Source organism: Yoonia rosea (assembly GCF_900156505.1).
GTDB classification, from domain to species: domain Bacteria; phylum Pseudomonadota; class Alphaproteobacteria; order Rhodobacterales; family Rhodobacteraceae; genus Yoonia; species Yoonia rosea.
The window spans coordinates 48,886-72,610 of record NZ_FTPR01000004.1 but is presented as its reverse complement, the minus strand read 5'-3'; the positions used below and the strand labels follow the sequence as shown (position 1 = coordinate 72,610).

General features: G+C 57.2%; 23 protein-coding genes and 1 riboswitch. Of the genes, 11 read left to right on the top strand and 12 right to left on the bottom strand.

The features are described from left to right. Positions 1-31: 31 nt before the first annotated feature. Together B0B09_RS16540 and trxB are read right to left on the bottom strand one after the other, a co-directional pair. Complete coding sequence (locus tag B0B09_RS16540) at positions 32-1,747, bottom strand: bifunctional sulfate adenylyltransferase/adenylylsulfate kinase (RefSeq protein WP_076661024.1); 1,716 nt, start codon at positions 1,745-1,747, stop codon at positions 32-34. Between the two features lie 172 nt (positions 1,748-1,919). Then, a complete protein-coding gene (trxB, locus tag B0B09_RS16535; protein WP_076661023.1) occupies positions 1,920-2,888 on the bottom strand; it encodes a thioredoxin-disulfide reductase in 969 nt (322 codons plus the stop codon). Positions 2,889-3,053: 165 nt separating this feature from the next. Here trxB and B0B09_RS16530 point away from each other — a divergent pair, with 165 nt between their 5' ends. Then, on the top strand, positions 3,054-3,554 hold the full coding sequence (locus B0B09_RS16530) for an Lrp/AsnC family transcriptional regulator (RefSeq protein WP_055296148.1): 501 nt from the start codon (positions 3,054-3,056) through the stop codon (positions 3,552-3,554). Between the two features lie 50 nt (positions 3,555-3,604). Next, positions 3,605-3,892 (top strand): SH3 domain-containing protein, encoded by a 288-nt coding sequence (locus B0B09_RS16525; RefSeq protein WP_076661168.1) that lies wholly within the window; start codon positions 3,605-3,607, stop codon positions 3,890-3,892. A 133-nt stretch (positions 3,893-4,025) separates the two neighbouring features. Here B0B09_RS16525 and ccoP read toward each other — a convergent pair whose 3' ends face one another. Genes ccoP through ccoN form a run of 4 tightly spaced genes read right to left on the bottom strand, consistent with a single transcriptional unit; the run spans position 4,026 to position 7,463 of the window. Beyond that, positions 4,026-4,898: a cytochrome-c oxidase, cbb3-type subunit III gene (gene ccoP / locus B0B09_RS16520; RefSeq protein WP_076661022.1), complete on the bottom strand. Its 873-nt coding sequence runs from the start codon at positions 4,896-4,898 to the stop codon at positions 4,026-4,028. After that, complete coding sequence (locus tag B0B09_RS16515) at positions 4,895-5,086, bottom strand: cbb3-type cytochrome oxidase subunit 3 (RefSeq protein ID WP_055296236.1); 192 nt, start codon at positions 5,084-5,086, stop codon at positions 4,895-4,897. The genes ccoP and B0B09_RS16515 overlap by 4 nt, the downstream gene beginning before the upstream one ends. A 12-nt stretch (positions 5,087-5,098) precedes the next feature. Next, complete coding sequence (gene ccoO / locus B0B09_RS16510) at positions 5,099-5,854, bottom strand: cytochrome-c oxidase, cbb3-type subunit II (protein ID WP_076661021.1); 756 nt, start codon at positions 5,852-5,854, stop codon at positions 5,099-5,101. Between the two features lie 13 nt (positions 5,855-5,867). Further along, positions 5,868-7,463 carry a cytochrome-c oxidase, cbb3-type subunit I gene (ccoN, locus tag B0B09_RS16505; RefSeq protein ID WP_076661020.1) on the bottom strand — a complete coding sequence of 532 codons (1,596 nt, stop codon included), beginning with the start codon at positions 7,461-7,463 and terminating at the stop codon, positions 5,868-5,870. A 220-nt stretch (positions 7,464-7,683) separates the two neighbouring features. Between ccoN and B0B09_RS16500 the strand changes: the two genes are divergently transcribed. Then, positions 7,684-8,517, top strand: a complete 834-nt coding sequence (locus B0B09_RS16500) for a putative universal stress family protein (protein WP_076661167.1) — start codon at positions 7,684-7,686, stop codon at positions 8,515-8,517. A gap of 29 nt (positions 8,518-8,546) precedes the next feature. Here B0B09_RS16500 and fnrL read toward each other — a convergent pair whose 3' ends face one another. The 5 genes from fnrL to B0B09_RS16475 all read right to left on the bottom strand — a co-directional run bounded on the left by fnrL (position 8,547) and on the right by B0B09_RS16475 (position 13,531). Further along, the gene (gene fnrL / locus B0B09_RS16495) at positions 8,547-9,269 is read right to left on the bottom strand and encodes a transcriptional regulator FnrL (RefSeq protein WP_076661019.1); all 723 of its coding nucleotides are present in this window, start codon (positions 9,267-9,269) and stop codon (positions 8,547-8,549) included. Positions 9,270-9,363: 94 nt separating this feature from the next. After that, positions 9,364-10,140: an IclR family transcriptional regulator gene (locus B0B09_RS16490; RefSeq protein ID WP_055296154.1), complete on the bottom strand. Its 777-nt coding sequence runs from the start codon at positions 10,138-10,140 to the stop codon at positions 9,364-9,366. Between the two features lie 7 nt (positions 10,141-10,147). Beyond that, positions 10,148-11,506 (bottom strand): TRAP transporter large permease, encoded by a 1,359-nt coding sequence (locus tag B0B09_RS16485; protein ID WP_055296155.1) that lies wholly within the window; start codon positions 11,504-11,506, stop codon positions 10,148-10,150. Then, positions 11,506-12,174 carry a TRAP transporter small permease gene (locus B0B09_RS16480; protein WP_055296156.1) on the bottom strand — a complete coding sequence of 223 codons (669 nt, stop codon included), beginning with the start codon at positions 12,172-12,174 and terminating at the stop codon, positions 11,506-11,508. Before B0B09_RS16480 ends, B0B09_RS16485 begins: the two co-directional genes overlap by 1 nt. A 124-nt stretch (positions 12,175-12,298) precedes the next feature. Then, positions 12,299-13,531: a TRAP transporter substrate-binding protein gene (locus B0B09_RS16475; RefSeq protein WP_055296157.1), complete on the bottom strand. Its 1,233-nt coding sequence runs from the start codon at positions 13,529-13,531 to the stop codon at positions 12,299-12,301. A 91-nt stretch (positions 13,532-13,622) separates the two neighbouring features. Here B0B09_RS16475 and B0B09_RS16470 point away from each other — a divergent pair, with 91 nt between their 5' ends. The 6 genes from B0B09_RS16470 to B0B09_RS16445 all read left to right on the top strand — a co-directional run bounded on the left by B0B09_RS16470 (position 13,623) and on the right by B0B09_RS16445 (position 19,198). Then, positions 13,623-15,233, top strand: a complete 1,611-nt coding sequence (locus tag B0B09_RS16470) for a GMC family oxidoreductase (protein WP_076661018.1) — start codon at positions 13,623-13,625, stop codon at positions 15,231-15,233. A gap of 9 nt (positions 15,234-15,242) precedes the next feature. Beyond that, positions 15,243-15,581 (top strand): hypothetical protein, encoded by a 339-nt coding sequence (locus B0B09_RS16465; protein WP_207552169.1) that lies wholly within the window; start codon positions 15,243-15,245, stop codon positions 15,579-15,581. A gap of 77 nt (positions 15,582-15,658) precedes the next feature. Further along, a riboswitch (cobalamin riboswitch) is annotated at positions 15,659-15,875 on the top strand. A 120-nt stretch (positions 15,876-15,995) separates the two neighbouring features. Continuing rightward, positions 15,996-16,403: a DUF1636 family protein gene (locus B0B09_RS16460; RefSeq protein ID WP_055296160.1), complete on the top strand. Its 408-nt coding sequence runs from the start codon at positions 15,996-15,998 to the stop codon at positions 16,401-16,403. Next, on the top strand, positions 16,400-17,182 hold the full coding sequence (locus B0B09_RS16455) for an ABC transporter ATP-binding protein (RefSeq protein WP_076661016.1): 783 nt from the start codon (positions 16,400-16,402) through the stop codon (positions 17,180-17,182). Before B0B09_RS16460 ends, B0B09_RS16455 begins: the two co-directional genes overlap by 4 nt. 12 nt (positions 17,183-17,194) lie before the next feature. Then, positions 17,195-18,139, top strand: coding sequence for an ABC transporter substrate-binding protein (locus B0B09_RS16450; RefSeq protein WP_076661015.1), 945 nt, complete (start codon positions 17,195-17,197; stop codon positions 18,137-18,139). A gap of 3 nt (positions 18,140-18,142) precedes the next feature. Continuing rightward, positions 18,143-19,198, top strand: coding sequence for a FecCD family ABC transporter permease (locus B0B09_RS16445; protein ID WP_076661014.1), 1,056 nt, complete (start codon positions 18,143-18,145; stop codon positions 19,196-19,198). Here the strand turns inward: B0B09_RS16445 and B0B09_RS16440 are convergent. Next, positions 19,195-21,477 carry an adenosylcobalamin-dependent ribonucleoside-diphosphate reductase gene (locus tag B0B09_RS16440; protein ID WP_076661013.1) on the bottom strand — a complete coding sequence of 761 codons (2,283 nt, stop codon included), beginning with the start codon at positions 21,475-21,477 and terminating at the stop codon, positions 19,195-19,197. The two genes, B0B09_RS16445 and B0B09_RS16440, sit on opposite strands and share 4 nt — an antisense overlap. A gap of 211 nt (positions 21,478-21,688) precedes the next feature. Here B0B09_RS16440 and B0B09_RS16435 point away from each other — a divergent pair, with 211 nt between their 5' ends. Continuing rightward, the gene (locus B0B09_RS16435) at positions 21,689-22,120 is read left to right on the top strand and encodes a DUF1489 family protein (RefSeq protein ID WP_076661012.1); all 432 of its coding nucleotides are present in this window, start codon (positions 21,689-21,691) and stop codon (positions 22,118-22,120) included. 46 nt (positions 22,121-22,166) lie between these two features. Beyond that, a complete protein-coding gene (locus B0B09_RS16430) occupies positions 22,167-23,699 on the top strand; it encodes an AMP-binding protein (RefSeq protein WP_076661011.1) in 1,533 nt (510 codons plus the stop codon). Positions 23,700-23,725 lie beyond the last annotated feature (26 nt).

Genomic DNA, 23,725 nt, shown 5'->3' with positions numbered 1-23,725 from the left:
CTTGATCCACCTTACCTTTCTGATCAACGCCTTAGCCTTTGATCAACCCAAGACTTTCCAGCTTCAGGATCACCTGATGCGCGCAGTTGTCGACGGGCACACTCTCGGTCTCCAGACGCAGTTCAGGGTTTTCCGGCACATCATAGGGGTCTGAAATGCCTGTGAATTCCTTGATCTTGCCTGCACGTGCGAGTTTATAAAGCCCCTTGCGGTCACGCCGCTCGCATTCCTCGATTGAGGTTGCGACATGCACTTCAATGAACGCGCCGAATTGTTCGACATCTTCGCGGACGGCACGGCGGGTACTGGCGTAGGGTGCAATCGGTGCGCAGATTGCGATGCCGCCGTTCTTGGTAATCTCTGATGCAACATAGCCGATCCGGCGGATGTTCAGATCGCGGTGTTCTTTGCTGAAACCCAGCTCGGATGACAGGTTCTTACGCACGATGTCGCCATCCAGAAGCGTGACCGGACGCCCGCCCATTTCCATGAGTTTGACCATCAGCGCATTGGCGACCGTTGATTTGCCAGAACCCGAAAATCCGGTGAAGAACACAGTGAACCCCTGCTCTGCCCGCGGGGGGCGCGTCTTGCGCAGTTCTTCGACTACAGCAGGAAATGAGAACCATTCAGGAATCTCAAGCCCTTCAGACAAGCGGCGGCGCAGTTCTGTGCCCGAGATATTGAGGATCGTCACATTGTCCTTGTCCAGTATCTCGTCCGCGGGCTCGTATTGGGCACGGTCCTGCACATAAACCATGTGCTTGAAGTCGACCATTTCGATGCCCATTTCCTCCTGATGCGTGCGGAACAGGTCCTGTGCATCGTAGGGGCCGTAAAAATCCTCACCTGCAGAATTCTTGCCCGGGCCTGCGTGATCGCGGCCGACGATGAAATGGGTGCAGCCGTGGTTTTTACGGATCAAACCGTGCCAGACCGCCTCGCGCGGGCCGGCCATGCGCATAGCAAGGTTCAGCAAGGACATGGTGGTAGTGGATGAAGGGTATTGATCCAGCACCGCCTCGTAACAACGCACGCGGGTGAAGTGGTCAATATCGCCTGGTTTGGTCATGCCCACGACCGGATGGATCAAAAGGTTGGCTTGCGCCTCTTTGGCAGCGCGGAACGTCAGTTCCTGATGCGCGCGGTGCAGCGGGTTACGCGTCTGGAAGGCCACAACCTTGCGCCAGCCCAGTTTGCGGAAATAGGCGCGCAATTCGTTTGGCGTGTCGCGGCGCGCGCGGAAATCGTAATGCACAGGTTGCTGGATACCCGTGACAGGACCGCCAAGATAAACAGCACCTGCTGTGTTGTGCAGGTAATTGACCGCAGGATGCGCACTATCATCCGCACCAAAGACTTTTTCGGCCTCATGGGGCTTGTTTGGCACCCATTTGTCAGTGATCGTCATCGTGGCAAGGATCACACCTTCCTGGTCGCGCAGCGCGATATCCTGACCAATTTCAATTGTCTCGGCAAACCCCTCGGACACATCCAGCGTAATCGGCATCGGCCAAAGCGTGCCGTCAGCGAGGCGCATGTTGTCAACGACACTTTCATAGTCAGCCTGGCCCAAGAACCCTTTGAGCGGGTTAAAGCCCCCGTTCATAAGCAGTTCCAGATCGCAGATCTGGCGCGGTGTCAGATCGTGACTGATCAGCTCTGCGGCTTCCAGCTTCAGCTTCTGGGAACTTTCGTAGGACACATAGAGTTCCGGAATGGGCGTCAGATCATGCGACATGGTCATCTCAAATACGTTAAAGGACAGTTGGCTGTGGCATAGACGTGGCCCAAGGGACTTGTCTAGCGGCCAAATCGAAAAAAACTGATAATGCTCCTTGCCCCGCAAATGCAGGGTTAGCGTCCTCTTTGAAGGCCACGGATAAGAACACTGACCTTCATGGCCGCGCGATGAAAACCTATTCGGCGGCTGCGACCGCCGGCGCATCTTCCAGTTCGGCAATGTATTTCTCGGCGTCCAGCGCCGCCATACAGCCCATACCGGCAGAGGTAACCGCCTGACGATAGACATGGTCGGTCAAATCACCCGCTGCAAAAACACCCGGGATGGCCGTTTTTGTCGTACCAGGAGCGACTTTGACATAGCCGCCATTGTGGGTCTCCAGCTGATCTTTGACGAGTTCGGACGCCGGCGCATGGCCAATCGCGACAAAGACACCTTTTGCAGGAATTTCGGTCACTTCACCGGTCTGCGTGTGCTTCACGCGGACGCCTTCCACACCCAGGGGGCTATCTGCGCCATAGACCTCTTCGATCTCATGGAACCACAGCGTTTCAATCTTTGGATTGTTCATGAGACGGTTTTGCAAGATCTTCTCGGCGCGCAGTTCATCGCGGCGGTGCACAAGTGTCACTTTTGAGGCAAAGTTCGTCAGGAAAAGTGCTTCTTCGACTGCCGTGTTACCCCCACCAACAACCACAATCTCTTGGCCGCGATAAAAGAAGCCATCGCAGGTGGCACATGCGCTGACACCGAACCCTTTGAACTTCTCTTCTGACGGCAGTCCCAGCCATTTGGCACGCGCACCGGTGCACAGGATCACCGCATCAGCGGTATAGACCGCGCCACTGTCGCAAGTGGCGGTGAACGGGCGATTTTGCAGATCAAGCGAGGTCACAATATCGCCCACGATTTCACAGCCCATCGCGCGGGCGTGCGCCTCCATCCGGACCATGAGATCAGGCCCCTGCACTTCGGTATCACCCGGCCAGTTCTCAACCTCGGTCGTGGTGGTGAGCTGCCCGCCGGGCTCGATGCCCTGGATCAGGACCGGTTCCAACATCGCGCGCGCGGCATAGACGCCTGCTGTATAGCCCGCAGGCCCCGATCCGATGATCAAAACTTTGATGTGGCGCGTGTCGGTCATGGCAGCTTCTCCTAAATTCACCCCTTCGATATAGCCCTCTGCGCAGGATGATAAAAGACCAAGTCATGGCAGATCACCTGCGTTATTTTGTTGCGGACCCTTGAAATAATATTGCGCACAGATACATCCTGACGTAGTATTTGCAAAAATATCAGGGGACATCCGATGCCAGGGACCAAATTAGACGAAATCGACCGCATGATTCTGGCCGAATTGCAGGCAGACGGTCGCATGACCAACGTCGAGCTTGCCAAACGCGTCGGTATCTCGGCCCCGCCTTGCCTGCGCCGTGTGCGCACCTTGGAAGAGCAAGGCTATATCCAAGGCTATCATGCCGATGTCAACGCCCGCGAATTGGGTTTCGAGGTACAGGTTTTTGCGATGGTCGGGCTGGTCAGTCAGGCCGAGGCCGACCTGAGCGCCTTTGAAAACCGCTGCAAGTCGTGGCCTCTGGTACGCGAGTGTCACATGCTGAACGGCGAGGTGGATTTCATCCTTAAATGTGTCGCCCCTGATCTGCGGACGTTCCAGCGTTTCCTGACCGAAGAACTGACAAGTGCGGAAAATGTGGCTTCGGTCAAAACCTCATTGGTGATCCGTGGCGCCAAGGATGAACCCGGTGTGCCATTTGACGTGCTGGAAGCGCGGCTGGCGCAAGAGGCGTAATTCCCTACGCAATCAATGTCTAAAAATCGTACAAGTCTTGAGGCCAGATGATGAAGCGCAGTGCATTTCCCTTCCTATTTCTGATGCTCTTTGCCGGCGGTTGCGCTTTGCAAAGCGGTGAGCGCACGCTGGTTCAAGGTACTGGTCCTGACGAACTGCTCAAATTGCGTTCGGGGCCGGGGCTTGGTTTTAATATCGTTTTGGGTTTGCCTGAAGGAACAGTCCTTAGTCTGAAAGACTGTGTTACCGAGGTTGGCCAACGGTGGTGCAAGGTCTCACTTGCTGATGCGCCGCAAATTTCAGGCTATGTGTCGGCTGACTACATTTCGGAAAATTGATCCTGAAGGCGCGCCAAATCGTTTCGAACCATGAAAATGCGTGACGGAAAAGGGCGCCCACTTTCGCAGACGCCCTCTCCTTCACATGGCCATCAGATTTATGCGCGAACAGATGTTCCGAGGCCAGTGATCCCTATTCGCCCCCGCCCAACTGGTGGACATAGGCTGTGACAGCCTTGATTTCTGCCTCTGTCAGGCGTTCGCCCCAAGGTGGCATGACACCAAAACGGGCATAGCGCACGGTTTCTTCCAGCGCATCTACGCTGCCGCCATAAAGCCAGATCGCGTCGGTCAGATTGGGTGCGCCCAGATCGCGGTTGCCAGCACCGTTGTCGCCGTGGCAAGCCGCACAGTTGTTGAGGAAAAGCTCTTCGCCTGCCGCTGCAAGACCTGCATCATGCGCTTGATTGGAAATCAGACGCACATATTGGACGACCTGATCTACCTCTTCATTGCTGAAGATCTCGTCGTAGGCGGTCATTTCGGAGTAACGCGCATCCCAGTCTTCCTCGTTCCGGATACCGTGACGGATCGTGTATTCGATGTTGTCGAAATCACCGCCCCAGAGCCAGTCGTCATCCAGCAAGTTGGGATAGCCCACCGCACCGGCGGCACCCGACCCGTGACACTGGGAACAGTTGTTGCGGAATACCGCACCACCGGCAGAAGTCGCAAAGCGGGCCAGGTCTTCATTCTCCAACAAGGTGTTCAGATCCGCAGAAGCCAGTTGCGCAGAAATCTCGCCGTTGGCCTCTTCAAAGCGAGCGATGTCCTGCGCCACTTCGGCCCGTGTTGAATAGCCCAATAGACCAGCCGTGGCGCCGCTGATCATCGGCCAAGCGGGATAGGCAACCGAATAGGCCACGCCCCAGATGATCGTGATGTAGAAGGTCCACAGCCACCAGCGTGGCAAAGGGTTGTTCAGCTCCTTGATCCCGTCCCAGCTATGACCTGTTGTGTCAGTGCCTGTGACGTCGTCGATGTCTTTTTGGTTATTGCTGCTCATTTCTGCAGCTCCTCAGTCTCGGAAGAACCGGGGCGGTCCTCGTTTCGGAAAGGGATGTTGGCGGTGTCGCGGTGCAAGGCACGGGTCCCGGGGCGCAGAGCCCAGAGGATTGCGCCAATGAACAGCGTGAACATTGCCAGCAGCATCCAGTTTTCGGCCATCTGGCTCAGAAGAGATGTGTTTTCCATATCCATGCGTCCTTAGCGGCTTGCGTCAGGGGTGAAGGTCGAGAAATCGACCGTTGTGCCCAGCATTTGCAGATAGGCAATGAGCGCATCCATTTCGGACACACCGGGCGCGCCGTCGAAGTTGCGGATTTGCGCCCCCGGATAGCGTGCGAGCAGATCGTCATAGGCATCAGTATCCGGATCGGCCTGCGCCAAGACGTCTGCAGCGGCCACTTCGATCATTTCATCGGTGTAGGGCACACCAACAAACCGGTGGGTCGACACAAGATCGGCAGTGTATTCCGCGTTCACCGGCGTATCGAGCAGGTAGGCATAGCCCGGCATGATCGATTCCGGCACCACCGAGCGTGGCGCGATCAAGTGATCAAGGTGCCAAGCATCCGAGTATTTGCCACCCACACGGGCCAGATCGGGCCCTGTACGTTTGGAGCCCCACTGGAACGGATGGTCATACATGGATTCCGCCGCCAGCGAGTAGTGGCCGTAGCGTTCAACCTCGTCCCGCATGGGGCGGATCATCTGGCTGTGGCATACATAGCATCCCTCGCGGATGTAGACATCGCGCCCTGCCAGTTCGAGCGGGGAATAGGGTCGCACCCCCTCTACCTCTTCGATCGTATTCTCAAGATAGAAGAGGGGTGCGATTTCCACGATCCCGCCCACCGTCACCACCAACAGGGAGGAGATCAGAAGCAACGTTGGACTGCGTTCGAGGATCGCGTGTTTGGAAAGGAAGCCTTTGGCTGGTGTGTTTGGTGTATCAGACATATCTCAGCCCTCCTTATTCTGCTGGCACGCCAACCGGTGCGTGGACTTTCGCCCCGCCACGGATGGTCATGAACATGTTCCACGCCATGATCAGCGCGCCTGAGAGGTACAGAACCCCGCCCAGGCCACGGACCACATACATCGGGAACTTGGCGGAAACGGTGTCGGCAAAGCTGTTCACAAGGAACCCGTTTGCATCGACTTCGCGCCACATCAGGCCTTCCATGATCCCGGTGACCCACATCGAGGCCGCGTAAAGGATGATGCCGATTGTGGCCAACCAGAAGTGCCAGTTGATTGCGGACATGGAATACATCTGTGCACGCCCCCAGAGTTTTGGTGTCAGGAAGTAGAGTGCAGAGAATGTGATCATCCCGTTCCAGCCCAGCGCACCGGAATGCACGTGACCGATGGTCCAGTCTGTGTAGTGTGACAGGCTGTTGACCGCACGGATCGACATCATCGGGCCTTCGAATGTGGACATACCGTAGAAGGCAAGGCTGATCACCATCATCCGGATAATCGGATCGGTGCGCAGCTTGTCCCACGCGCCTTGCAGCGTCATCAGGCCGTTGATCATCCCACCCCAGCTTGGCATCCACAGGATGATCGAAAAGACCATGCCCAATGTTGACGCCCAGTCAGGCAGCGCTGTGTAGTGCAGGTGGTGTGGACCCGCCCAGATATACAGGAAGATCAGCGCCCAGAAGTGGATGATCGACAGCTTGTAGGAAAACACCGGACGTCCGGCCTGCTTGGGCACAAAATAGTACATCATCCCCAAGAAGCCCGCCGTCAGGAAGAAGCCTACCGCGTTGTGGCCATACCACCACTGCGTCATCGCATCCTGCACGCCCGAGAAGACCTGCACGGATTTGCTGCCCCAGATGCTGACGGGGATGCTGAGGTTGTTGACCACATGCAGCATCGCCACGGTAATGATAAAGCTCAGTAGGAACCAGTTGGCGACATAGATGTGCTTTTCGACCCGTTTGAAGATCGTGCCCATAAAGACCGCCAGAAACGCTAGCCAGACCACAGTCAGCCATATATCGACGTACCATTCAGGCTCGGCATATTCTTTCGATTGGGTCGCGCCGAGCAGATAGCCGGTCGCCGCCAGAACGATAAAGAGGTTGTAACCCCAGAAAACAAACCATGCGAGATTGCCACCCCACAGACGTGCGCCGCAGGTCCGTTGCACGATGTAGAAAGACGACATGATCAGGGCGTTGCCCCCGAACGCAAAAATCACCGCACTGGTGTGCAGCGGGCGCAGCCGTCCAAAGTTGCCGTAGGGTTGCAGCACCTCGAAGTTGAGGGCCGGAAAGGCCAGTTGGAAGGCAATGACCACGCCCACCAGAAACCCAACGACACCCCAAAAACCGGTCGCGATCACGCCAGCGCGGACGACATCGTCCATATAGCCGTCTGGCGTGCCGTAAACCGGCGCTTCCATCTGCCGCAATACGCGCACAAACATAAAGGCCGCAACGCCCATGATGATGAGCGCATGGACGATATACGCAATATCACGCCCCCAGTTTGCAGCGAGAGCAGCGAAGAGAGTGATGCTCCCCAATGCTATCAACTTTATATAGTTCCCCATAAGTGATCCCCTTCTTGTGCCGGATCGCAAACGGGTCCGACGGCTACTTGGTTCATGTGCTTATGGAATCCGGGGCGCAGCAGGTCTTTGATGTGGATCAATGGCGCGTTTGACTTGGATCAAGGTCATGCGGCGCAAAGAAAGCCAGTGTTTTAGCAAGAGGCGGTTTTGCGCGAACGATCGCCCCCAACGTAAGACCGATATGGGGAAGGCCGGACCAATGTCATACAAGATTATCGCCACTATTCTCACCGACACGAACCAATCCGCAGAAGCGCTGGATGCGGCCATCGCGCTTGCAGACCGGATGGATGCGCATCTCGACGTTTATGTCGTGACAATCAGCCACACCGAAACAAACAATTACTACATTGGCGCCGAGGCGTTGATGGTGGCGCAACAGACCACCGACGCCATGGCAGAGCGCGAGGCCATCGAAACCTGGCTTTCGCAAAGGATGCGCGGCGAAGTCGTCCGGTGGTCATCACAGGCCGCCACAGTGCAAGGCCCTGCGCTGACGGGCTATCTGGCGCGCAAGCTGCGATTCTCTGATCTGGTGGTGTTGCCGCGCCCCTATCAGGAGAATCCCGAGGCCGCGTCGCTTGTCGAGGCCTGCCTCTTTGCCGCTGAACGACCCGTTTTGATGATCCCCAAAGGCTGCAAAGCACCCGATGCAGGTGGTCATGTGCTGATGGGCTGGAATGACGGGGCCGAAGCATTGGCAGCGGCGCGGGCGGCGATGCCGCTTCTGGAGCAGGCCGACATCACAGATATCTGCATCATTGATCCGCCGATGCACGCCGCCGACCGCTCTGATCCGGGTGGGGCGATGGCGCAATACCTGATGCGGCACGGCACCAAGTCCGAAGTCGCCGTTCTGGCCAAAACCGAACCGCATGTCGGCGATATCCTGTTGCGGCGCGCAAAAGAGGTGGGGGCCAAGATGATCGTCAGCGGCGCCTATAGCCACTCACGGCTACGCGAGGCCGTCTTTGGCGGCGCAACGCGCAACCTGTTGGAAATGGCGGACCTGCCGATCTTGATGTCGCGTTAGGGTATCTGGCACGGGGTCAGAGATGGCAGCTAGAAGCCTTCTTCACCTGTTTCGGCCCTCAAAGCATCCAGATCAGGTACACGAATATCGCGGCGTTCATCAAAGGCGATCAGCCCGTCTTTCTTCAAGGCGGACATCTGGCGGCTGACCGTCTCAATCGTCAGGCCCAGATAGTTGGCCATCGTCTCGCGGGTGATTGGCAATGTGAATGTCGTCTCTGCCGTCTCACCGGGCTGCAGCGATGCCATGCGTACCGCGATCATATGCAGCAAGGACGCGATTTTCTCGCGCGCGGTCTTGCGTCCCAGCACCAGCATCCACTCGCGGGCTGCATCCAATTCATCCAAAGTCATTTCAAGCAGGCGCTGGCCGACATGCGGCGTATCAAGGATCATCTTCTCAAAGGGTTTGCGCCGGAAACAACACAGCATGACGTCGGTTTCTGCGACCACGTCACAGTCGATCGTGTCGCGATTGGGCCGTCCCATAAAATCGCCCGGCAAAAGCAAACCCACCATCTGCACACGGCCATCAGGCAACGTCCGCATCAGGCTGGAGACCCCCGACACAACCGAACCGACAAATTCCAGCGGGTCACCACCAAAAAAGATCGGCTGACCCGCAGCATATGTCCGGTAATACTTGATCTCTTCCAATTGAAGCAATTCGTCCGGCTCACATTTGGAACAGACAGCGCTATAGCGAATGGGACAATCATTGCAGGAGCGCAACTTTGGCACAGCAAGCGTCATTTTGGGATTCCCCGATCTTATTGGCTGCACTCAATATGACGCAATTCCAGCGCAGGTTCAAAGACGCATTTCCTTCAGCGCCTATAGGCTGCGGTCACCGTCCGGCAATCGCAGCCAACTCGTCCGCAGCATCGCGCAAGGTCTCGAGATGTTTTGTCAATTCCGCGACCTGCACCCGTTGTTCGGGCGCATGGATCGAAAGTGTCGACAAAAGCCTCCCACGGTCATCGAGAATAGGCACAGCAATGGCGCTCATGCCGGGCATGAATTCCTGATCATCCGTGGCATACCCCCGCTCCCGCGTCTTCGCCAATTCCTCTCGGAGCAGCGCAGGATCGGTGATTGTCTTGTCTGTTTGCCGGCGCAACTCGTTGTTCTTCAGAAATCGGTCAAGATAATCGGGCCGCAGCGTTGACAGATACATTTTCCCGCTGGCGGTACAGTGAAAGGGCACCTGCGTGCCGACAGGCAGCTGAATGCGCAACGGCCAATGGGTTTCCACGCGGTCCAGATAGAACATGCCCTCGCGTTCCGGGATCGCAAGATTACAGGTCTCACCGACTGATAGCGCCAAAGACTTCAGGACTGCCAGACGCACAGTTCTGATCCGCTCGGACGAAAGTGTATTGATCGCAAGGATCCGCATCCGACGGCCGGGGCTATAGGACCGGCCGTCAATGTCGCGTTGCAGGAAACCTTCCGCCTCTGCCGTGGCAAAAAGCCTGTGGATCGTAGGCTTCGGCAGCTTCATGGTCTCGTTGATGACAGACGGCGTGACGGGGACACCGGCCTTCGCGACTTCTTCTAAAAGCAACAAGAGCCTAAGATTGGTCGGGATTTGGCCGGCGGCCTCGTCATTGTCGTCAATCATCGTCACATTATCTATCCGGCAAAATCGCGAGCGCAGTTTCCGGAACAAGTGCCACAAAGAACCAGACTGCAATCAGTGCAATAAGGTAGGGCACGATGTAGCGCAACAACCGGAAGTAGGGCACACCTGTTACACCGGAGGCGACATAAAGGTTAAGCCCGTAGGGCGGCGTTACAAACCCGATGGATGCGCCAACAAGAAAGACAACGGCAAAATGGATCGGATCAATGCCGACCGAAGCTGCAATTGGCGCAAGTATCGGCGCAAGAATGATCGTCACGGGCAAGGATTCAAGAATCATGCCAGTCACGAAAACAATCGCCATGGATGTGAATAGCACCGCGTAGTACCCCCCCATACCGGTCACGAACTCACCAATAAAGTCTCTGGCACCCAAGGATGACATGACCTGCTGCATCGCAACCGACACCGCAATGAGCGGAACAAGGATGCCCGAAATCTGTGCAGACCGGGACACAATCGAAGGGATCTGCGGAACGGTAAAGCCTTCGACAACAAACATCGACGCATAGCTTTTTTGCTCTACAGCAACATCGGACGCGCTGCCCATCAACCGGTTGAGTGGATAGGATACAAGACCAACAAACACACAAAAGCCAACGGTCACACCTGCGGCCTCGGTGGGCGAGAACTTACCGGTGTAGATACCCCACAGCACCAGACCGATGGCAAAGAAGCCCAACCAAGCGCCAATGCCGGTCTTGATCATCCGCGAAACCGACAGGCCGATCAGAACACCCCAACCGTTGATCGTGCAGATGATGAAAGCTGCGGTCATCATGCCCAGAACCATCAAGGCCCCCGGAATGATACCCGCGACAAACAGGTCAGAGATCGGCAGGTTCAGCAAGAAGCCATATACGATGAAGATGATGGACGGTGGAATGATGATCCCCACTGTACCCCCCGCAGCAGCAGTCGCCGCCGAGAAGCGTTCATCGTAGTTGCCCTTGACCATTTCGGGGTGCAGCATCGAACCGATTGTCGCCGTCGTCGCCGAGTTGGACCCCGAGATCGCAGCAAACAAACCACAGGCCGCAATCGAAGCCATGGCAAGACCGCCGCGCAGCCAGCCCAGAACCGAATAGGCAAAATCCGACAATCGTCGCGCAATCCCCGATTGGTTGATCAGGTCACCGGTGAGGATAAACAGCGGCATCGCCAGCAGGGCAAAGCCTTTGCTGAACACGTTGATCAGCTCGTTACCTGTATTTGCCAAAGGCAGGTCGATCACAAAACTGATGCCGATGACCCAGTAAAAGATGACCAGCAGCACGGGTGTTCCGAGCATGAAGAACAGCGTCACGCCCAATGAAATAAGTGTAATCAATGTACTGTCAGCCATTAGACGTCTCCCCCGATGACGGCTTGCTTGATGATCTGGTCACCAGACTTGTAGTTGTTCCAGTCTTCAATCCAGTTTCCGAACACACGACCGGCCATGAGCGTGAAAGCAATGGGTATCGTTGTGTAGAACCACCATTTCATGACGTCATCTACGCCATCGACCAATTGGAAGTTGTCCGCGGAAAGTGCGGTAAAGCGCAGCGATGTGGTGATCGCAATCCAGCAGAAGCCCAGCCAGAGGGCCGCATCCAATGTCAGTGTCGCCATCTGACCGGTCGGCGGCATCTTTGATCGGAACTCGCTAAAGCTCAGGTGTGTCCGCAGTTTCACGTTATACGAACATGCAAACCATGCCATGACCATGAAAAGGAACGGCGGGATCGTCGTCGATCCGGACCACTGGCTGGAAAAGACAAACCGGTCAATCACGCCCCAACAGATGATGCCTGCAATGATCAGATACATCACGACGGAAATCGTGCGTTCCAGATGGCGCTCCATAAAAGGAAAGAATCTGTAGAAGTAATGCGCAGCAAGACCGCCCAGAAACGTGTAGACAAAACAGAAGAGCCACATGCCATCCGCATCGAATGCCTGACGCTTCTCCCACGCACTGCCCGAGAACAAGGCCGGAATAACGGCCACTGCTTCAGCGATTATCGACATTTAGGTCTCCCCCCTAATGTGTCCCTATACTGCATGCATGCAGCTATTTTCTTCTTGTGATGAAAAGGGCCGACCGAACTCCCATTCGGTCGGCCCTTTCATCGTACCTCAGAGAAAGGCCGCGTTAGCTCTTCCACCAGCGGCGTGGTTCGACGTTCTCGGGCAAGGTGTTCGCGTCAATTGTGCGGACCTCGTCATAGATCTCCTGATATGTGTCCAGACCACCGGACCAGCCGTTCAGGCGCTCGCGCCACTCCTCCCAGAGTGCTGGCTGATACTCAGGTGAGCACATTTCTTCGGCCTTTTTGATCTCTTCAGCCGACAGGAACGCGTTCCGCACACCATTCTGTGCAAAGATCGTGTTTGGCAGCTGAGGATCGGACTGGCCAACGGTGTTGATCAGGGCCACTTCGTTTGCAGCCTGCACATGTGTTTGCGCCCAATAGGATGATTCCATCACCGCATCCTGCAGATACCCTTCAAGGCTATCAAAGACCGAAGCAGACATTGCTGTGTGCTCGGTACCGCAGAAGAAGTTCAGGTGAACCGACTGGGACACCACAGGCGCCATGTTGGCATAAGCCACGGCCGACGCCCATGTTTCCGCACCATCAATCAGACCCTGCTTGAGGCCATCAAGTGTTTCTTCCCAAGCCACAGGAACAGGGTTCAGGTTCAGCGCTTCCATCGCGATGCGACCAAGCTGTGTTCCGGTTACGCGATTCTTTGTACCGGCCAGCTGCTCGACAGATGTGATCGTCGGCTTGTCGTCAAAGTTCATACCCAGCTGGATGCCGCGCAGTTCGGCGTGGCTGAACAGGAATTTCAGACCGTGGCGCTTTTCATAGGGTTCACGCAGCAGACGCATGGACGCCGGTGAATAGAGGAAGTGATACTGGTCCGCACGGTTGCGGAACATATAGGCATAATCCAAAACGTTCAGATAGGGCGCAGTACCAGCAGAGTTCTGTGTCGAAGCAGCGTAGATATCAACGATACCTTGCTGCGTTTTCTCGGCACAGGATGTTTGACCACAGATCTGGTTGTCGCCGATAAACTCGATGCGAATCTCGCCGTCTGTACGTGCCTCCAGATCACGTGCAAATTCCAGCGCACCAGCGCGCTCGATCAGCAGGTTGCGCGCGTTAAAGCCCGCTGCGCCGAACTTGAGATTATATTTGGCCTCTTTCGAGAAGCGGCGCTCATAGGTTGATTCTGCTGCGGAGGCCAAATTTGCAAGGCTCATTGCCCCGCCAAATGTACCCGCTGCCATTAGCGTCGAGCTCATTCCGTATTGGCCTGCCAACTTGAACAGATCCCTCCGCGAAATACCGCTTAGTTTATCACTCACTCCCATGACTTCCTCCCATGATGTCAATTATTGAGACTAATAGTTCCAAAAAAGCCTAGTATAGTATTCGCAATCTGCATAGAGTTTTTTCACAGTGATGGAGAAAGATGCAGTGGAAGCTGATTTTATAGTTGTAGGCGCAGGTTCTGCAGGCTGTGTACTTGCAAATCGCCTCAGTGCGAATCCTGCACACAAGGTGATTCTGCTTGAAGCCGGTGGGCGCGATCTTAACCCCTGGATCCATATTCCGGTGGGGTATTTCAAAACGATCCACAACCCAAAGGTGGACTGGTGCTACAAGACAGAGCCTGATCCGGGCCTGAATGGGCGGTCGATAGAATGGCCCCGCGGCAAAGTTCTGGGCGGATCATCATCACTCAATGGTCTGCTCTATGTCCGCGGACAGCCGCAGGATTATGACCGCTGGCGCCAGATGGGAAATGCCGGCTGGGGCTGGGACGATGTATTGCCCTTGTTCAAACGCGCCGAGAAAAACGAACGCGGTGCGGATGAATACCACGGCGACCAAGGGCCGCTGTCGGTTTCCAACATGCGCATCCAACGTCCGATCACCGATGCATGGGTCGCAGCGGCGCAGGCCGCAGGCTATAAGTTCAATCCCGACTACAATGGCGCCGAGCAGGAAGGCGTGGGCTTTTTCCAGCTCACCTCGCGCAACGGACGCCGGTGCAGTGCAGCGGTGGCCTATCTTAATCCGGTCAAATCGCGCGAGAACCTGCAAATCATCACCCATGCGCAGGTCGAAAAGGTCATTATCGAAGGCAGGCGCGCCACAGGCGTGACCTACACCGACCGCAGCGGCACTGTGCAAACCATCAAGGCACGCAAGGAAATCGTGCTCTCGGGCGGTGCGATCAATTCACCACAAATCCTCATGCTCTCGGGCATTGGCGAGGCGGCGCAACTGGGCGAAAACGGCATCAACGTGGTGCATGACCTGCCGGGTGTGGGAAAGAACATGCAGGATCATTTACAGGCGCGACTGGTCTATAAATGCAACGAACCTACCCTGAATGATGAGGTCGGTTCGCTGTTCGGACAGGCCAAGATCGGCCTGAAATATCTGATGTTCCGCGCCGGTCCCATGACCATGGCCGCCAGTCTTGCCACAGGCTTTCTGAAAACACGCGAAGACGTGGAGACACCGGATATCCAGTTCCACGTCCAGCCACTCTCGGCCGAAAACCCCGGCAAAGGGGCCGATAAATTCTCGGCGTTCACGATGTCGGTCTGTCAGCTACGCCCCGAAAGCAAAGGCGAGATCAGGCTTCAAAGCAGCGATCCCAGGACCTATCCCAAAATCATCCCCAACTATCTGTCGACCGAAACCGACTGCCGCACAGTCGTCGCTGGCGTCAACATTGCGCGCAAAATAGCACGACACGCCCCGCTCACGTCGAAAATCAGCGCAGAATTCCGGCCCAATCCGAGCCTGCCGATGGATGACTACGATGCAACGCTGGACTGGGCGCGCAACAATACCGCGTCGATCTATCACCCGACAGGCACCTGCAAGATGGGTCAAGGCAAAGAGTCTGTAGTTGACGCGCGGCTGCGGGTGCACGGGATTGCAGGACTGCGTGTCGCGGATTGTTCGATCATGCCAGAAATTGTATCTGGCAACACAAATGCGCCCGCGATCATGATCGGGGAAAAGGCCTCTGACCTGATCCTGGAAGATGCATAGGAAGACACCTTGAGACCACGGCAATCCATGCAGATGTTTGACTGGATCAACTGGATTGCCATCTTGGCCGTTGGCGTTTTTCTTGGCCTGGCGATTAATGGCCTTGTGGACCTTGCGGCTGTAGGCGCATGGGGCAGTATCGTGGTGATATTGGGGCTATGCGCAGGGGGGCTGGTTTTTTACTTCCTCATCGAGCGCGTGATCAACTTTATTTCCATCGGGCGGTTCTCAGCCCCGCAACAACTCCAAAAGCCGCGCAAGCCGCTGGCACTTTTTTTTGCCCTGCCGATCGGGATCATCATCGGCGTGATCGGAGCACAATTCGGATTGGGCGATCTGCTGCTCTAAGACATGACCGGCAGATTCAAACCGCTGGATTGACACCGCCACTTGTCAACTCAGCCCTTGACCCCTCCTTCGGAATCGCAAACACTATAGATGATGGTTCCCGGTCGCCGAAAATGCGTCTGGGATGAAAAGGGAATACGGTGAGGAAGAGCCAAAGCGCGCCGAATCCGTGACTGCCCCCGCAACTGTGAGCGGCGAGCGACCCCGATGATCACCACTGAGCGCAAGTTCGGGAAGGATCGGGTAAGCAGCGACCCGCGAAGTCAGGAGACCTGCCATCAAAGGGTGCCGAGAGGTGCCGCGAGAAACTCAAACCGGGCGGGGTGTCCGGAGCGGAGAACATGATGGTGAACAAGGCTCTATTGGCCGCACAAACATGCCCTTTCGTCCCCCCGCTTATGCGCGGAGGGCTGCATGGACCGGACAACACAACACCGCATCACGGTCTGCACATCGTGTAGACATAAAGGGACGGAATGCCGCCCCGGATACGAACTTATTGAAAAACTGCGCAAAGCGATTGCCGCAGCGGGCGATAGCATTGCCGAAGACTTTGCCATTTCGGGCGTTGCCTGCATGGCAGGCTGCGACCGCCCCTGTACGGTCGCCTATCATGGCACACAAAAGGCGACCTATCTTTTCGGCGATATCACACCCGAGGATGACATCGACGACCTCGTCGACTTTGCCAAACAATACGCTGTGCTGCACGACGGCTGGTGTTCCTCGGTGGACCGGCCCGGCAAATTGCGCAAATCGACACTGGCCCGGGTGCCAGCCGCAATGATCGCCCTGCAAGACAGCAAGGTGCTTGCGTCATGAGCGGCGCACATCTGAAGGTAACCGACGCAAGCTGGCGCCCCCACCGGCGCATGGACCCCGTTCTGCACCCGACAAGTTTTGAGATCGCTGCAGGCCGTGTGCTTGGCATCGTCGGGCCCAACGGCGCGGGCAAATCCACGCTGTTGCGCCTGCTCTATCGCTACCAAGCGCCCAGCACAGGGAGGGTAGAAATCAACGGTCAAAACATCTGGGCCATGCCCGCCCGTAAAACCGCACAGCATGTCGCCGCCGTTCTGCAAGAACAGGCTGCTGCCTTTGGTCTGAGCGTGCGTGAAATCATCGCGCTCGGGCGCACGCCGCACCGCGAAGGCTATGCCAGCGCAGGCACCCAAGACCGTGCGGTCATCGACGAGGTCATCGCCCTGCTTGATCTGCGAGGGCTTGAACACCGCGATTTCAGTACGCTTTCGGGGGGCGAACGCCAACGTGTCATGGTCGCGCGTGCGCTGGCGCAGCAACCGCAAATCCTGATCCTGGATGAACCGACAAACCACCTTGATATCCGCCACCAACTCGAAGTGCTTGCGCTCATCCGGCAGCTTGATCTGACCATCGTCGTGTCACTGCACGATCTCAACATGGCCGCCAATATCTGCGACGATATTCTTGTGCTGGAAAACGGCCACCCCCGTGGCTTCGGCTCGCCTGACGCTCTGCTGACCGAAACACTGGTCTCTGACACGTTCCGGGTGAATGCCCGCCGCGAAAAGCTCGCACCTAGCGACTCCAGCCACCTGTCCTTTCATCTGCCAACCTAAAGAACCCCACACATGAAATTGTACCTGACAACCGCCATCCTCAGCTTCGCGGCAACCAGCGCCTTTGCCCAAACCACCGTCCAAAGTTGTGAGCGCACGGTGACTTTCGACGCCCCACCAAAAGCCGCCGTGTCCAATGACATCAACCTCACCGAAATGATGCTGGTGCTGGGCCTGACTGACCGCATGGTCGGCTACACAGGCATTTCCGGCTGGAACAAACTTGACGAAACCATGCGCGCAGGGGTCGCTGAACTACCTGAACTCTCCGAACAATACCCCTCCAAGGAGGTGCTGATCGGTGCAGAGGCGGATTTCTACTTTGCGGGTTGGAACTATGGCATGCGTGTGGGTGGCGAAGTGACCCCCGAAACGCTCGCTCCCTTTGGCATCGCGGTGTATGAACTCACGGAAAGCTGCATTCACATCGGCGGAACAGGCGCGCGGACCGCGGCCTCAATGGATGACATGTACAATGACTTGCGCAATCTTGGCGCAGTCTTTGGTGTGTCTGACCGCGCAGAGGCCCTGATCGCTGGCTACCAAGCCGACCTCGCCACCTACCTTGCCGATCTGCCACCCCTGCCCGACGCCCCGCGCGTCTTTGTTTATGACAGCGGCGAGGATGCGCCCTTTACGGCAGGCCGCTATGCCATGCCGAACGCGCTGATCGCAGCGGCGGGTGGTGAGAACATCTTGGATGATCTCGACAAAAGCTGGACCACCGTCGGCTGGGAGGCCGTTGTCGCGGCAAACCCCGAAATTATCGTCATCGTGAATTATGGCGAAGTGACTGCTGCGCAAAAACGCGACTTCTTGGTGTCCAACCCCGCCTTCGCAAACCTTGACGCTGTCAAGAACGACCGTTTTGTCGTGCTTGAGTATGTCGAGGCAACGCCGGGCCCGCGCAACATCGAAGCCGTGAAGACACTCGCTGCAGCATTCCGCATCAATTAACAGATGGATGAGGCGCGCAGACTGACCACTACGCTCAACCCCCAGAAGGCGCGACTTCGGCTGACCTTCGGGCTGGGGTCTGTCTTGCTGTTTCTATCGCTCTCCACGGCGGTCAGTGTCGGTGCGGTTTCGGTCCCGCTTCCGACGGTCTGGGGGATATTGCTGCATAAAGTAATGCCTTTTCTGATCACCCCTGATTGGTCCGCCGGGCGCGAGGCCATCGTCTGGGACATTCGCTTTCCCCGCGCGATCCTGGCCTGTCTGGTTGGCGCCGGCCTCGCCATCGTCGGGGCGAGCCTGCAAGCGGTCACGCGCAATCCGCTGGCCGACCCGCATCTCTTGGGTATCTCTGCTGGCGGGGCGTTCGGCGCGATCCTCGCGCTTTTGCACACAGGGCTTTTCCTCGGCCTGCTCACCGTGCCGCTGATGGCCTTTCTTGGTGCACTCGGCGCTACGCTTCTCGTGCTCGGCGTTGCCCAATTCGCCACTGCCACCTCCGCAGACAGACTGGTGCTGGCTGGCGTCGCGGTATCGTTCATTGTGATGTCCGCCGCGAATGTCCTGATCTTTCTGGGCGATCCTCGCGCTGTTCACACCGTCGTTTTCTGGATGCTCGGCGGCCTCGGTCTCGCCCAATGGAGCCAGTTGATTTATCCGCTGGCGATCCTTCTGGTTTGCGGTGCCTATCTTTGGGCCAACGCTGGCAACCTCAACGCAATGACGATCGGGGATGAGACCGCCGCGACTTTGGGCATTCCCGTCGGCCGGTTTCGCCTGACGATCTTCGTGGTCGGCGCGCTGATCACCGGCGTCATGGTGGCTTTTTCAGGCATCATCGGCTTTGTCGGCCTGATGATCCCCCATATCGTACGCCTGATTGTCGGCGGCGATTACACGCGCGTCCTGCCGGTCTCGGCACTTTTCGGCGCGATTTTTCTGCTTTGGGCAGATATCTTTGCGCGCACGGTCATGGCCCCCGATGACATCCCTATCGGGATCGTCACCGGTTTGATCGGCGGGCTGTTCTTTATCTGGCTACTGCGGCGCAATCCGCTTTAGCCGCATTTGGAATAGCCGCAGGACCCGCAGGTCATGCACCCCTCAACCATGCGCAGGTCGTAGGATCCACACGACGAGCACGCCTTGCCGCGCGGTCCACCGTTGATGGCAACAACGTCCGCCTGCGGATCGGCCTTCAGGCCCATGCCCTCACCTGCCAGAAAACCGGTAGCGACCATGTGTTTTTCAATGACGCCACCAATCGCAGCCAGAATAGACGGCACATATTTACCCTGCATCCAAGCGCCACCACGCGGATCGAATACGGCCTTGAGTTCCTCAACCACGAAAGACACATCGCCACCGCGCCGGAACACCGCCGAGATCATGCGCGTGAGCGCCACGGTCCAGGCAAAGTGTTCCATATTCTTGGAATTGATAAACACCTCGAACGGGCGCCGATGCCCCGCAATCACCAGATCGTTCACGGTGATGTAAATCGCATGCTCGCTATCGGGCCACTTCAGTTTATAGGTCGCGCCCTCCAACTCTTGCGGGCGGTCCAGCGGCTCGGACATGTAGACGACTTCAGCCCCTTCACCCTCTTGCCGGACCTGCGCCGGAACTTCGGACGGTGACGCCTCTTGCGAAACCGACAGGACGGATCCGGTCACATCATTCGGACGGTAGGTGGTGCAGCCTTTGCAGCCCTGATCCCATGCAGCCATGTAGACCTCTTTGAAGTCATCGAAGCTGATATCCTCGGGACAGTTGATTGTCTTGGAGATCGAGCTGTCGATCCACTTCTGTGCCGCCGCCTGCATGCGCACATGATCCAGCGGGGCGAGCGTTTGTGCATTCACAAAATAGTCGGGCAAAGGTGCATCACCTTTCAGATCACGCCACAACTGAACCGCGTAATCCACAACCTCTTCCTCGGTGCGCGAACCGTCTTTTTGGAGAACCTTGCGCGTGTAGGCATAGGCAAACACAGGCTCGATCCCGGACGACACGTTACCTGCATAAAGGCTGATCGTGCCGGTCGGCGCAATCGACGTCAAAAGTGCATTTCTTATGCCATTTTGACGGATTGCATCTTTTACGTCGTCATCCATGTGTTTCATTGCGCCGCTGGCCAGAAACTTCTCCGCATCGAACAGCGGGAAAGACCCTTTTTCTTTCGCAAGCTCAACAGAGGCCAGATAGGCCGCACGCGCAATCTGGTGCATCCATTTATCCGTCTGCGCTGCCGCCTCTTCCGACCCGTAGCGCAGGCCGACCATCAACAGCGCATCGGCCAGACCCGTAACGCCCAGACCAATGCGACGCTTGGCCTTGGCCTCGGCCTGCTGTGCCTCAAGCGGGAACCGCGATGCGTCCACCACATTGTCCATCATCCGCACCGCTGTCGCGACGAGATCGGTCAGAGCACCCTCATCCAGAGTGGCCGCATTTTCAAACGGGTTACTGACCAGACGCGCCATATTGATCGAGCCCAGCAAACATGCCCCGTAAGGCGGCAAAGGTTGCTCGCCGCAGGGGTTTGTTGCCGCAATTGTTTCACAATAATTGAGGTTATTCATCTGGTTGATCCGGTCGATGAAAATCACACCCGGTTCAGCGTAATCATAGGTCGACCGCATGATCGCATCCCACAGATCACGCGCCTGTACCGTGCGGTAGACCTGTCCGCCAAAGACCAGATCCCACGACCCGTCTGCCTTCACCGCATCCATAAACGGATCGGTAATCAGCACGGACATGTTGAACATGCGCAGACGCGCAGGATCGGATTTAGCCGTGATGAAATCTTCTACATCAGGGTGATCGCAGCGCATTGTCGCCATCATCGCGCCGCGGCGCGAACCGGCCGACATAATCGTGCGGCACATCGCATCCCAGACATCCATGAAGGACAGCGGACCAGAAGCATCTGCCGCCACGCCCATCACGCTCGCACCCTTGGGGCGGATCGTCGAGAAATCATAGCCGATCCCGCCGCCCTGCTGCATGGTCAGCGCCGCCTCTTTGAGCATGTCAAAGATGCCCCCCATGCTGTCAGGGACCGTGCCCATGACAAAACAGTTGAACAGCGTTACCGACCGCGCCGTGCCAGCCCCTGCCGTGATCCGGCCCGCAGGCAGATATTTGAAATCCGCTAGCGCGTCGTAGAATTTGCCTTCCCATGCTTTGGGATCAGCCTCAACCGCAGCCAACGCACCGGCAATACGCTTCCATGTGTCTTCGACCGTTTCGTCGATCGGCGTACCGCCCGCATCCTTGAACCGGTACTTCATGTCCCAGATTTGTTCAGCAATAGGGGCGGAAAACGCGGTCATGGCGGGGAATCTCCTCATCGGTACTGGCAAGGCCTGCATCTTACGTGTTGGGTGTTGGGTTGGAAACGACTAAATCAGACCAAAATTGCCGCAGTTGAAAGTACCATATATAGCGGTTGATCTCAAGCGGGCCACCACATAAACCTTTTTTCAGCCAAGCCTTGCCGTGCAGCCTATCCACGTTATCTACCACTTATCCCGGGGGGGATTGATGTCGAAAACCGTCCACATCCTGAAGCTCTCTGTCGGCACCGAAACGGTCGCCGATCTCTCTGCATGGCAGGCAACGGCGCGTGCGCAGACCCAAGACGGGCTGCCACGCCACATCACCCGCATGTGGCCGAAACGGGCTGAAGAGATCCTGAATGACGGTTCGATCTTCTGGGTTATCAAAGGCGTGATCCTTTGCCGTCAGCCCATTGCGCGACTTGATGAATACATCGGCGGCGACGGCATCCGCCGCTGCGCCATCGTATGCAAACCGGGCCTGATCCGCGTCGAGGCCACACCTAAACGCGCCTTTCAGGGCTGGCGGTATCTGACCGTAGACGACGCCCCCCGCGACCTGCCCGAGGGCCGGCAGGACGAAGAGGCCCTGCCACCCGAACTTTCCAAGGCTCTTGCTGCCATCGGTGTCCGCTAGGCAGGCGGCAAACCCTGTGCCATGATCCGTGCAGGAGGAGCCCTGCATGACCATTTTCACAAGTCCATACCCCGACGTCCCTGCGACAGACCTGACGATCACCGAGCGTGTTTTCCAAAACCTTGAAAGCCGCCCCAACGACGTTGTGCTGACAGATGGCCCCAGCGGGCGCAGCATGACCGCCGCCGCATTCATGGATCAGGTCAAGCGCATGGCGGGAGGATTGGCCGCAGCAGGCTTTGGCGCAGGGCATACGGTGGCAATCATGGCCCCCAACATGCCCGAGTATTGCGTGGTCTTTCACGCAGTCGCCTGGGGTGGCGGGACAATCACAACGCTGAACCCGACCTATACCGCGAGCGAGGTCGCGCACCAGATGCGCGATGCCGGTGCCGAACTTCTTTTTACGATCCCCGACTTCATGGAGACGGCGCAAGCAGGCGCAGGCGACACCGCGGTTATCGCCATTGGCACGTCGGAGTACGCAGCCCTTTTCCGCGATCCCATTCCAGCGCAAGTTCCTGTGGACCTTGACGCATTTACCGTGGTTCTGCCCTATTCCTCTGGCACAACCGGCCTGCCCAAAGGTGTCATGCTCTCGCACCGCAATCTTGTGATCAATGTCGATCAATCCATCGTCGCCGCCGATTTTCAGGCGGGCGAAGTGACTGCCGCCTTCCTGCCGTTCTTCCACATCTACGGTATGACCGTTCTGATGAATATCCATCTCGGCGGCGGCGGCGCGTTGGTGACAATGCCGCGCTTTGACCTGCCGCAATTCCTGCAAATCAGCCAAGACTACAAGGCCCAGCGCATGTGGGTCGTGCCCCCTGTCGCCCTTGCACTGGCCAAACATCCGCTCGTCGATGACTATGACCTATCAGGGCTGCAAGAGGTATTCATCGCCGCTGCTCCTTCCGGCGCCGATCTCTCCGACGCGATTGCAGCGAGGCTGGGCTGCAACGCGCTGCAAGGTTATGGCATGACCGAACTCAGCCCCGTCTCCCACGTGGTTCCGCGCCATGCGCCGCGCTCTGGTGCGGCAGGCATCACCGCGCCCAACACCACTTGCCGGATCGTCGATATCGAGACCGGACAGAACCTGCCCGCAGGCGCAGAAGGCGAGCTCTGGATCAAAGGGCCGCAGGTCATGCAAGGCTATCTCAACAACCTGCAGGCCACCGCGCAAACCATCACAGATGACGGCTGGCTGCGGACCGGTGACATCGCGAAGATTGACGAAGATGGCTATATGTTCATCACCGACCGCCTGAAAGAACTGATCAAATACAAAGGCTTTCAGGTGGCTCCGGCAGAGTTGGAGGCCACGTTGGTCGCCATGGACGGCATCACAGATGCTGCGGTTGTGGGCCTGCCAGACGATGAAGCGGGCGAACTGCCTGTCGCCTTTGTCGTGGCGGGCGATCTTGCCCCCGATCAGGACACCATCAACGCCCATATCGCGGCACGCCTTGCCACCTATAAGCAGCTCCACCAGGTCTATTTCGTGGATGAGATCCCGAAATCCGCATCCGGCAAGATTCTGCGACGTTTCTTGCGGGACAGATTGCAGGGCTAACACTGGACGCCCCGCCCGTGCCTTCT

Coding starts and splice junctions, on each gene's coding strand:
- B0B09_RS16435 (WP_076661012.1), top strand. CDS start 21,689: ATGTCGAAAACCGTCCACATCCTGAAGCTCTCTGTCGGCACCGAAACG.
- B0B09_RS16475 (WP_055296157.1), bottom strand. CDS start 13,531: ATGGGAGTGAGTGATAAACTAAGCGGTATTTCGCGGAGGGATCTGTTC.
- B0B09_RS16440 (WP_076661013.1), bottom strand. CDS start 21,477: ATGACCGCGTTTTCCGCCCCTATTGCTGAACAAATCTGGGACATGAAG.
- B0B09_RS16450 (WP_076661015.1), top strand. CDS start 17,195: ATGAAATTGTACCTGACAACCGCCATCCTCAGCTTCGCGGCAACCAGC.
- B0B09_RS16485 (WP_055296155.1), bottom strand. CDS start 11,506: ATGGCTGACAGTACATTGATTACACTTATTTCATTGGGCGTGACGCTG.
- ccoO (WP_076661021.1), bottom strand. CDS start 5,854: ATGTCTGATACACCAAACACACCAGCCAAAGGCTTCCTTTCCAAACAC.
- B0B09_RS16470 (WP_076661018.1), top strand. CDS start 13,623: ATGGAGAAAGATGCAGTGGAAGCTGATTTTATAGTTGTAGGCGCAGGT.
- trxB (WP_076661023.1), bottom strand. CDS start 2,888: ATGACCGACACGCGCCACATCAAAGTTTTGATCATCGGATCGGGGCCT.
- fnrL (WP_076661019.1), bottom strand. CDS start 9,269: ATGACGCTTGCTGTGCCAAAGTTGCGCTCCTGCAATGATTGTCCCATT.
- B0B09_RS16525 (WP_076661168.1), top strand. CDS start 3,605: ATGAAGCGCAGTGCATTTCCCTTCCTATTTCTGATGCTCTTTGCCGGC.
- B0B09_RS16490 (WP_055296154.1), bottom strand. CDS start 10,140: ATGATTGACGACAATGACGAGGCCGCCGGCCAAATCCCGACCAATCTT.
- B0B09_RS16515 (WP_055296236.1), bottom strand. CDS start 5,086: ATGGAAAACACATCTCTTCTGAGCCAGATGGCCGAAAACTGGATGCTG.
- ccoN (WP_076661020.1), bottom strand. CDS start 7,463: ATGGGGAACTATATAAAGTTGATAGCATTGGGGAGCATCACTCTCTTC.
- B0B09_RS16480 (WP_055296156.1), bottom strand. CDS start 12,174: ATGTCGATAATCGCTGAAGCAGTGGCCGTTATTCCGGCCTTGTTCTCG.
- B0B09_RS16460 (WP_055296160.1), top strand. CDS start 15,996: ATGGACCGGACAACACAACACCGCATCACGGTCTGCACATCGTGTAGA.
- B0B09_RS16500 (WP_076661167.1), top strand. CDS start 7,684: ATGTCATACAAGATTATCGCCACTATTCTCACCGACACGAACCAATCC.
- B0B09_RS16445 (WP_076661014.1), top strand. CDS start 18,143: ATGGATGAGGCGCGCAGACTGACCACTACGCTCAACCCCCAGAAGGCG.
- B0B09_RS16540 (WP_076661024.1), bottom strand. CDS start 1,747: ATGACCATGTCGCATGATCTGACGCCCATTCCGGAACTCTATGTGTCC.
- B0B09_RS16455 (WP_076661016.1), top strand. CDS start 16,400: ATGAGCGGCGCACATCTGAAGGTAACCGACGCAAGCTGGCGCCCCCAC.
- B0B09_RS16430 (WP_076661011.1), top strand. CDS start 22,167: ATGACCATTTTCACAAGTCCATACCCCGACGTCCCTGCGACAGACCTG.
- ccoP (WP_076661022.1), bottom strand. CDS start 4,898: ATGAGCAGCAATAACCAAAAAGACATCGACGACGTCACAGGCACTGAC.
- B0B09_RS16530 (WP_055296148.1), top strand. CDS start 3,054: ATGCCAGGGACCAAATTAGACGAAATCGACCGCATGATTCTGGCCGAA.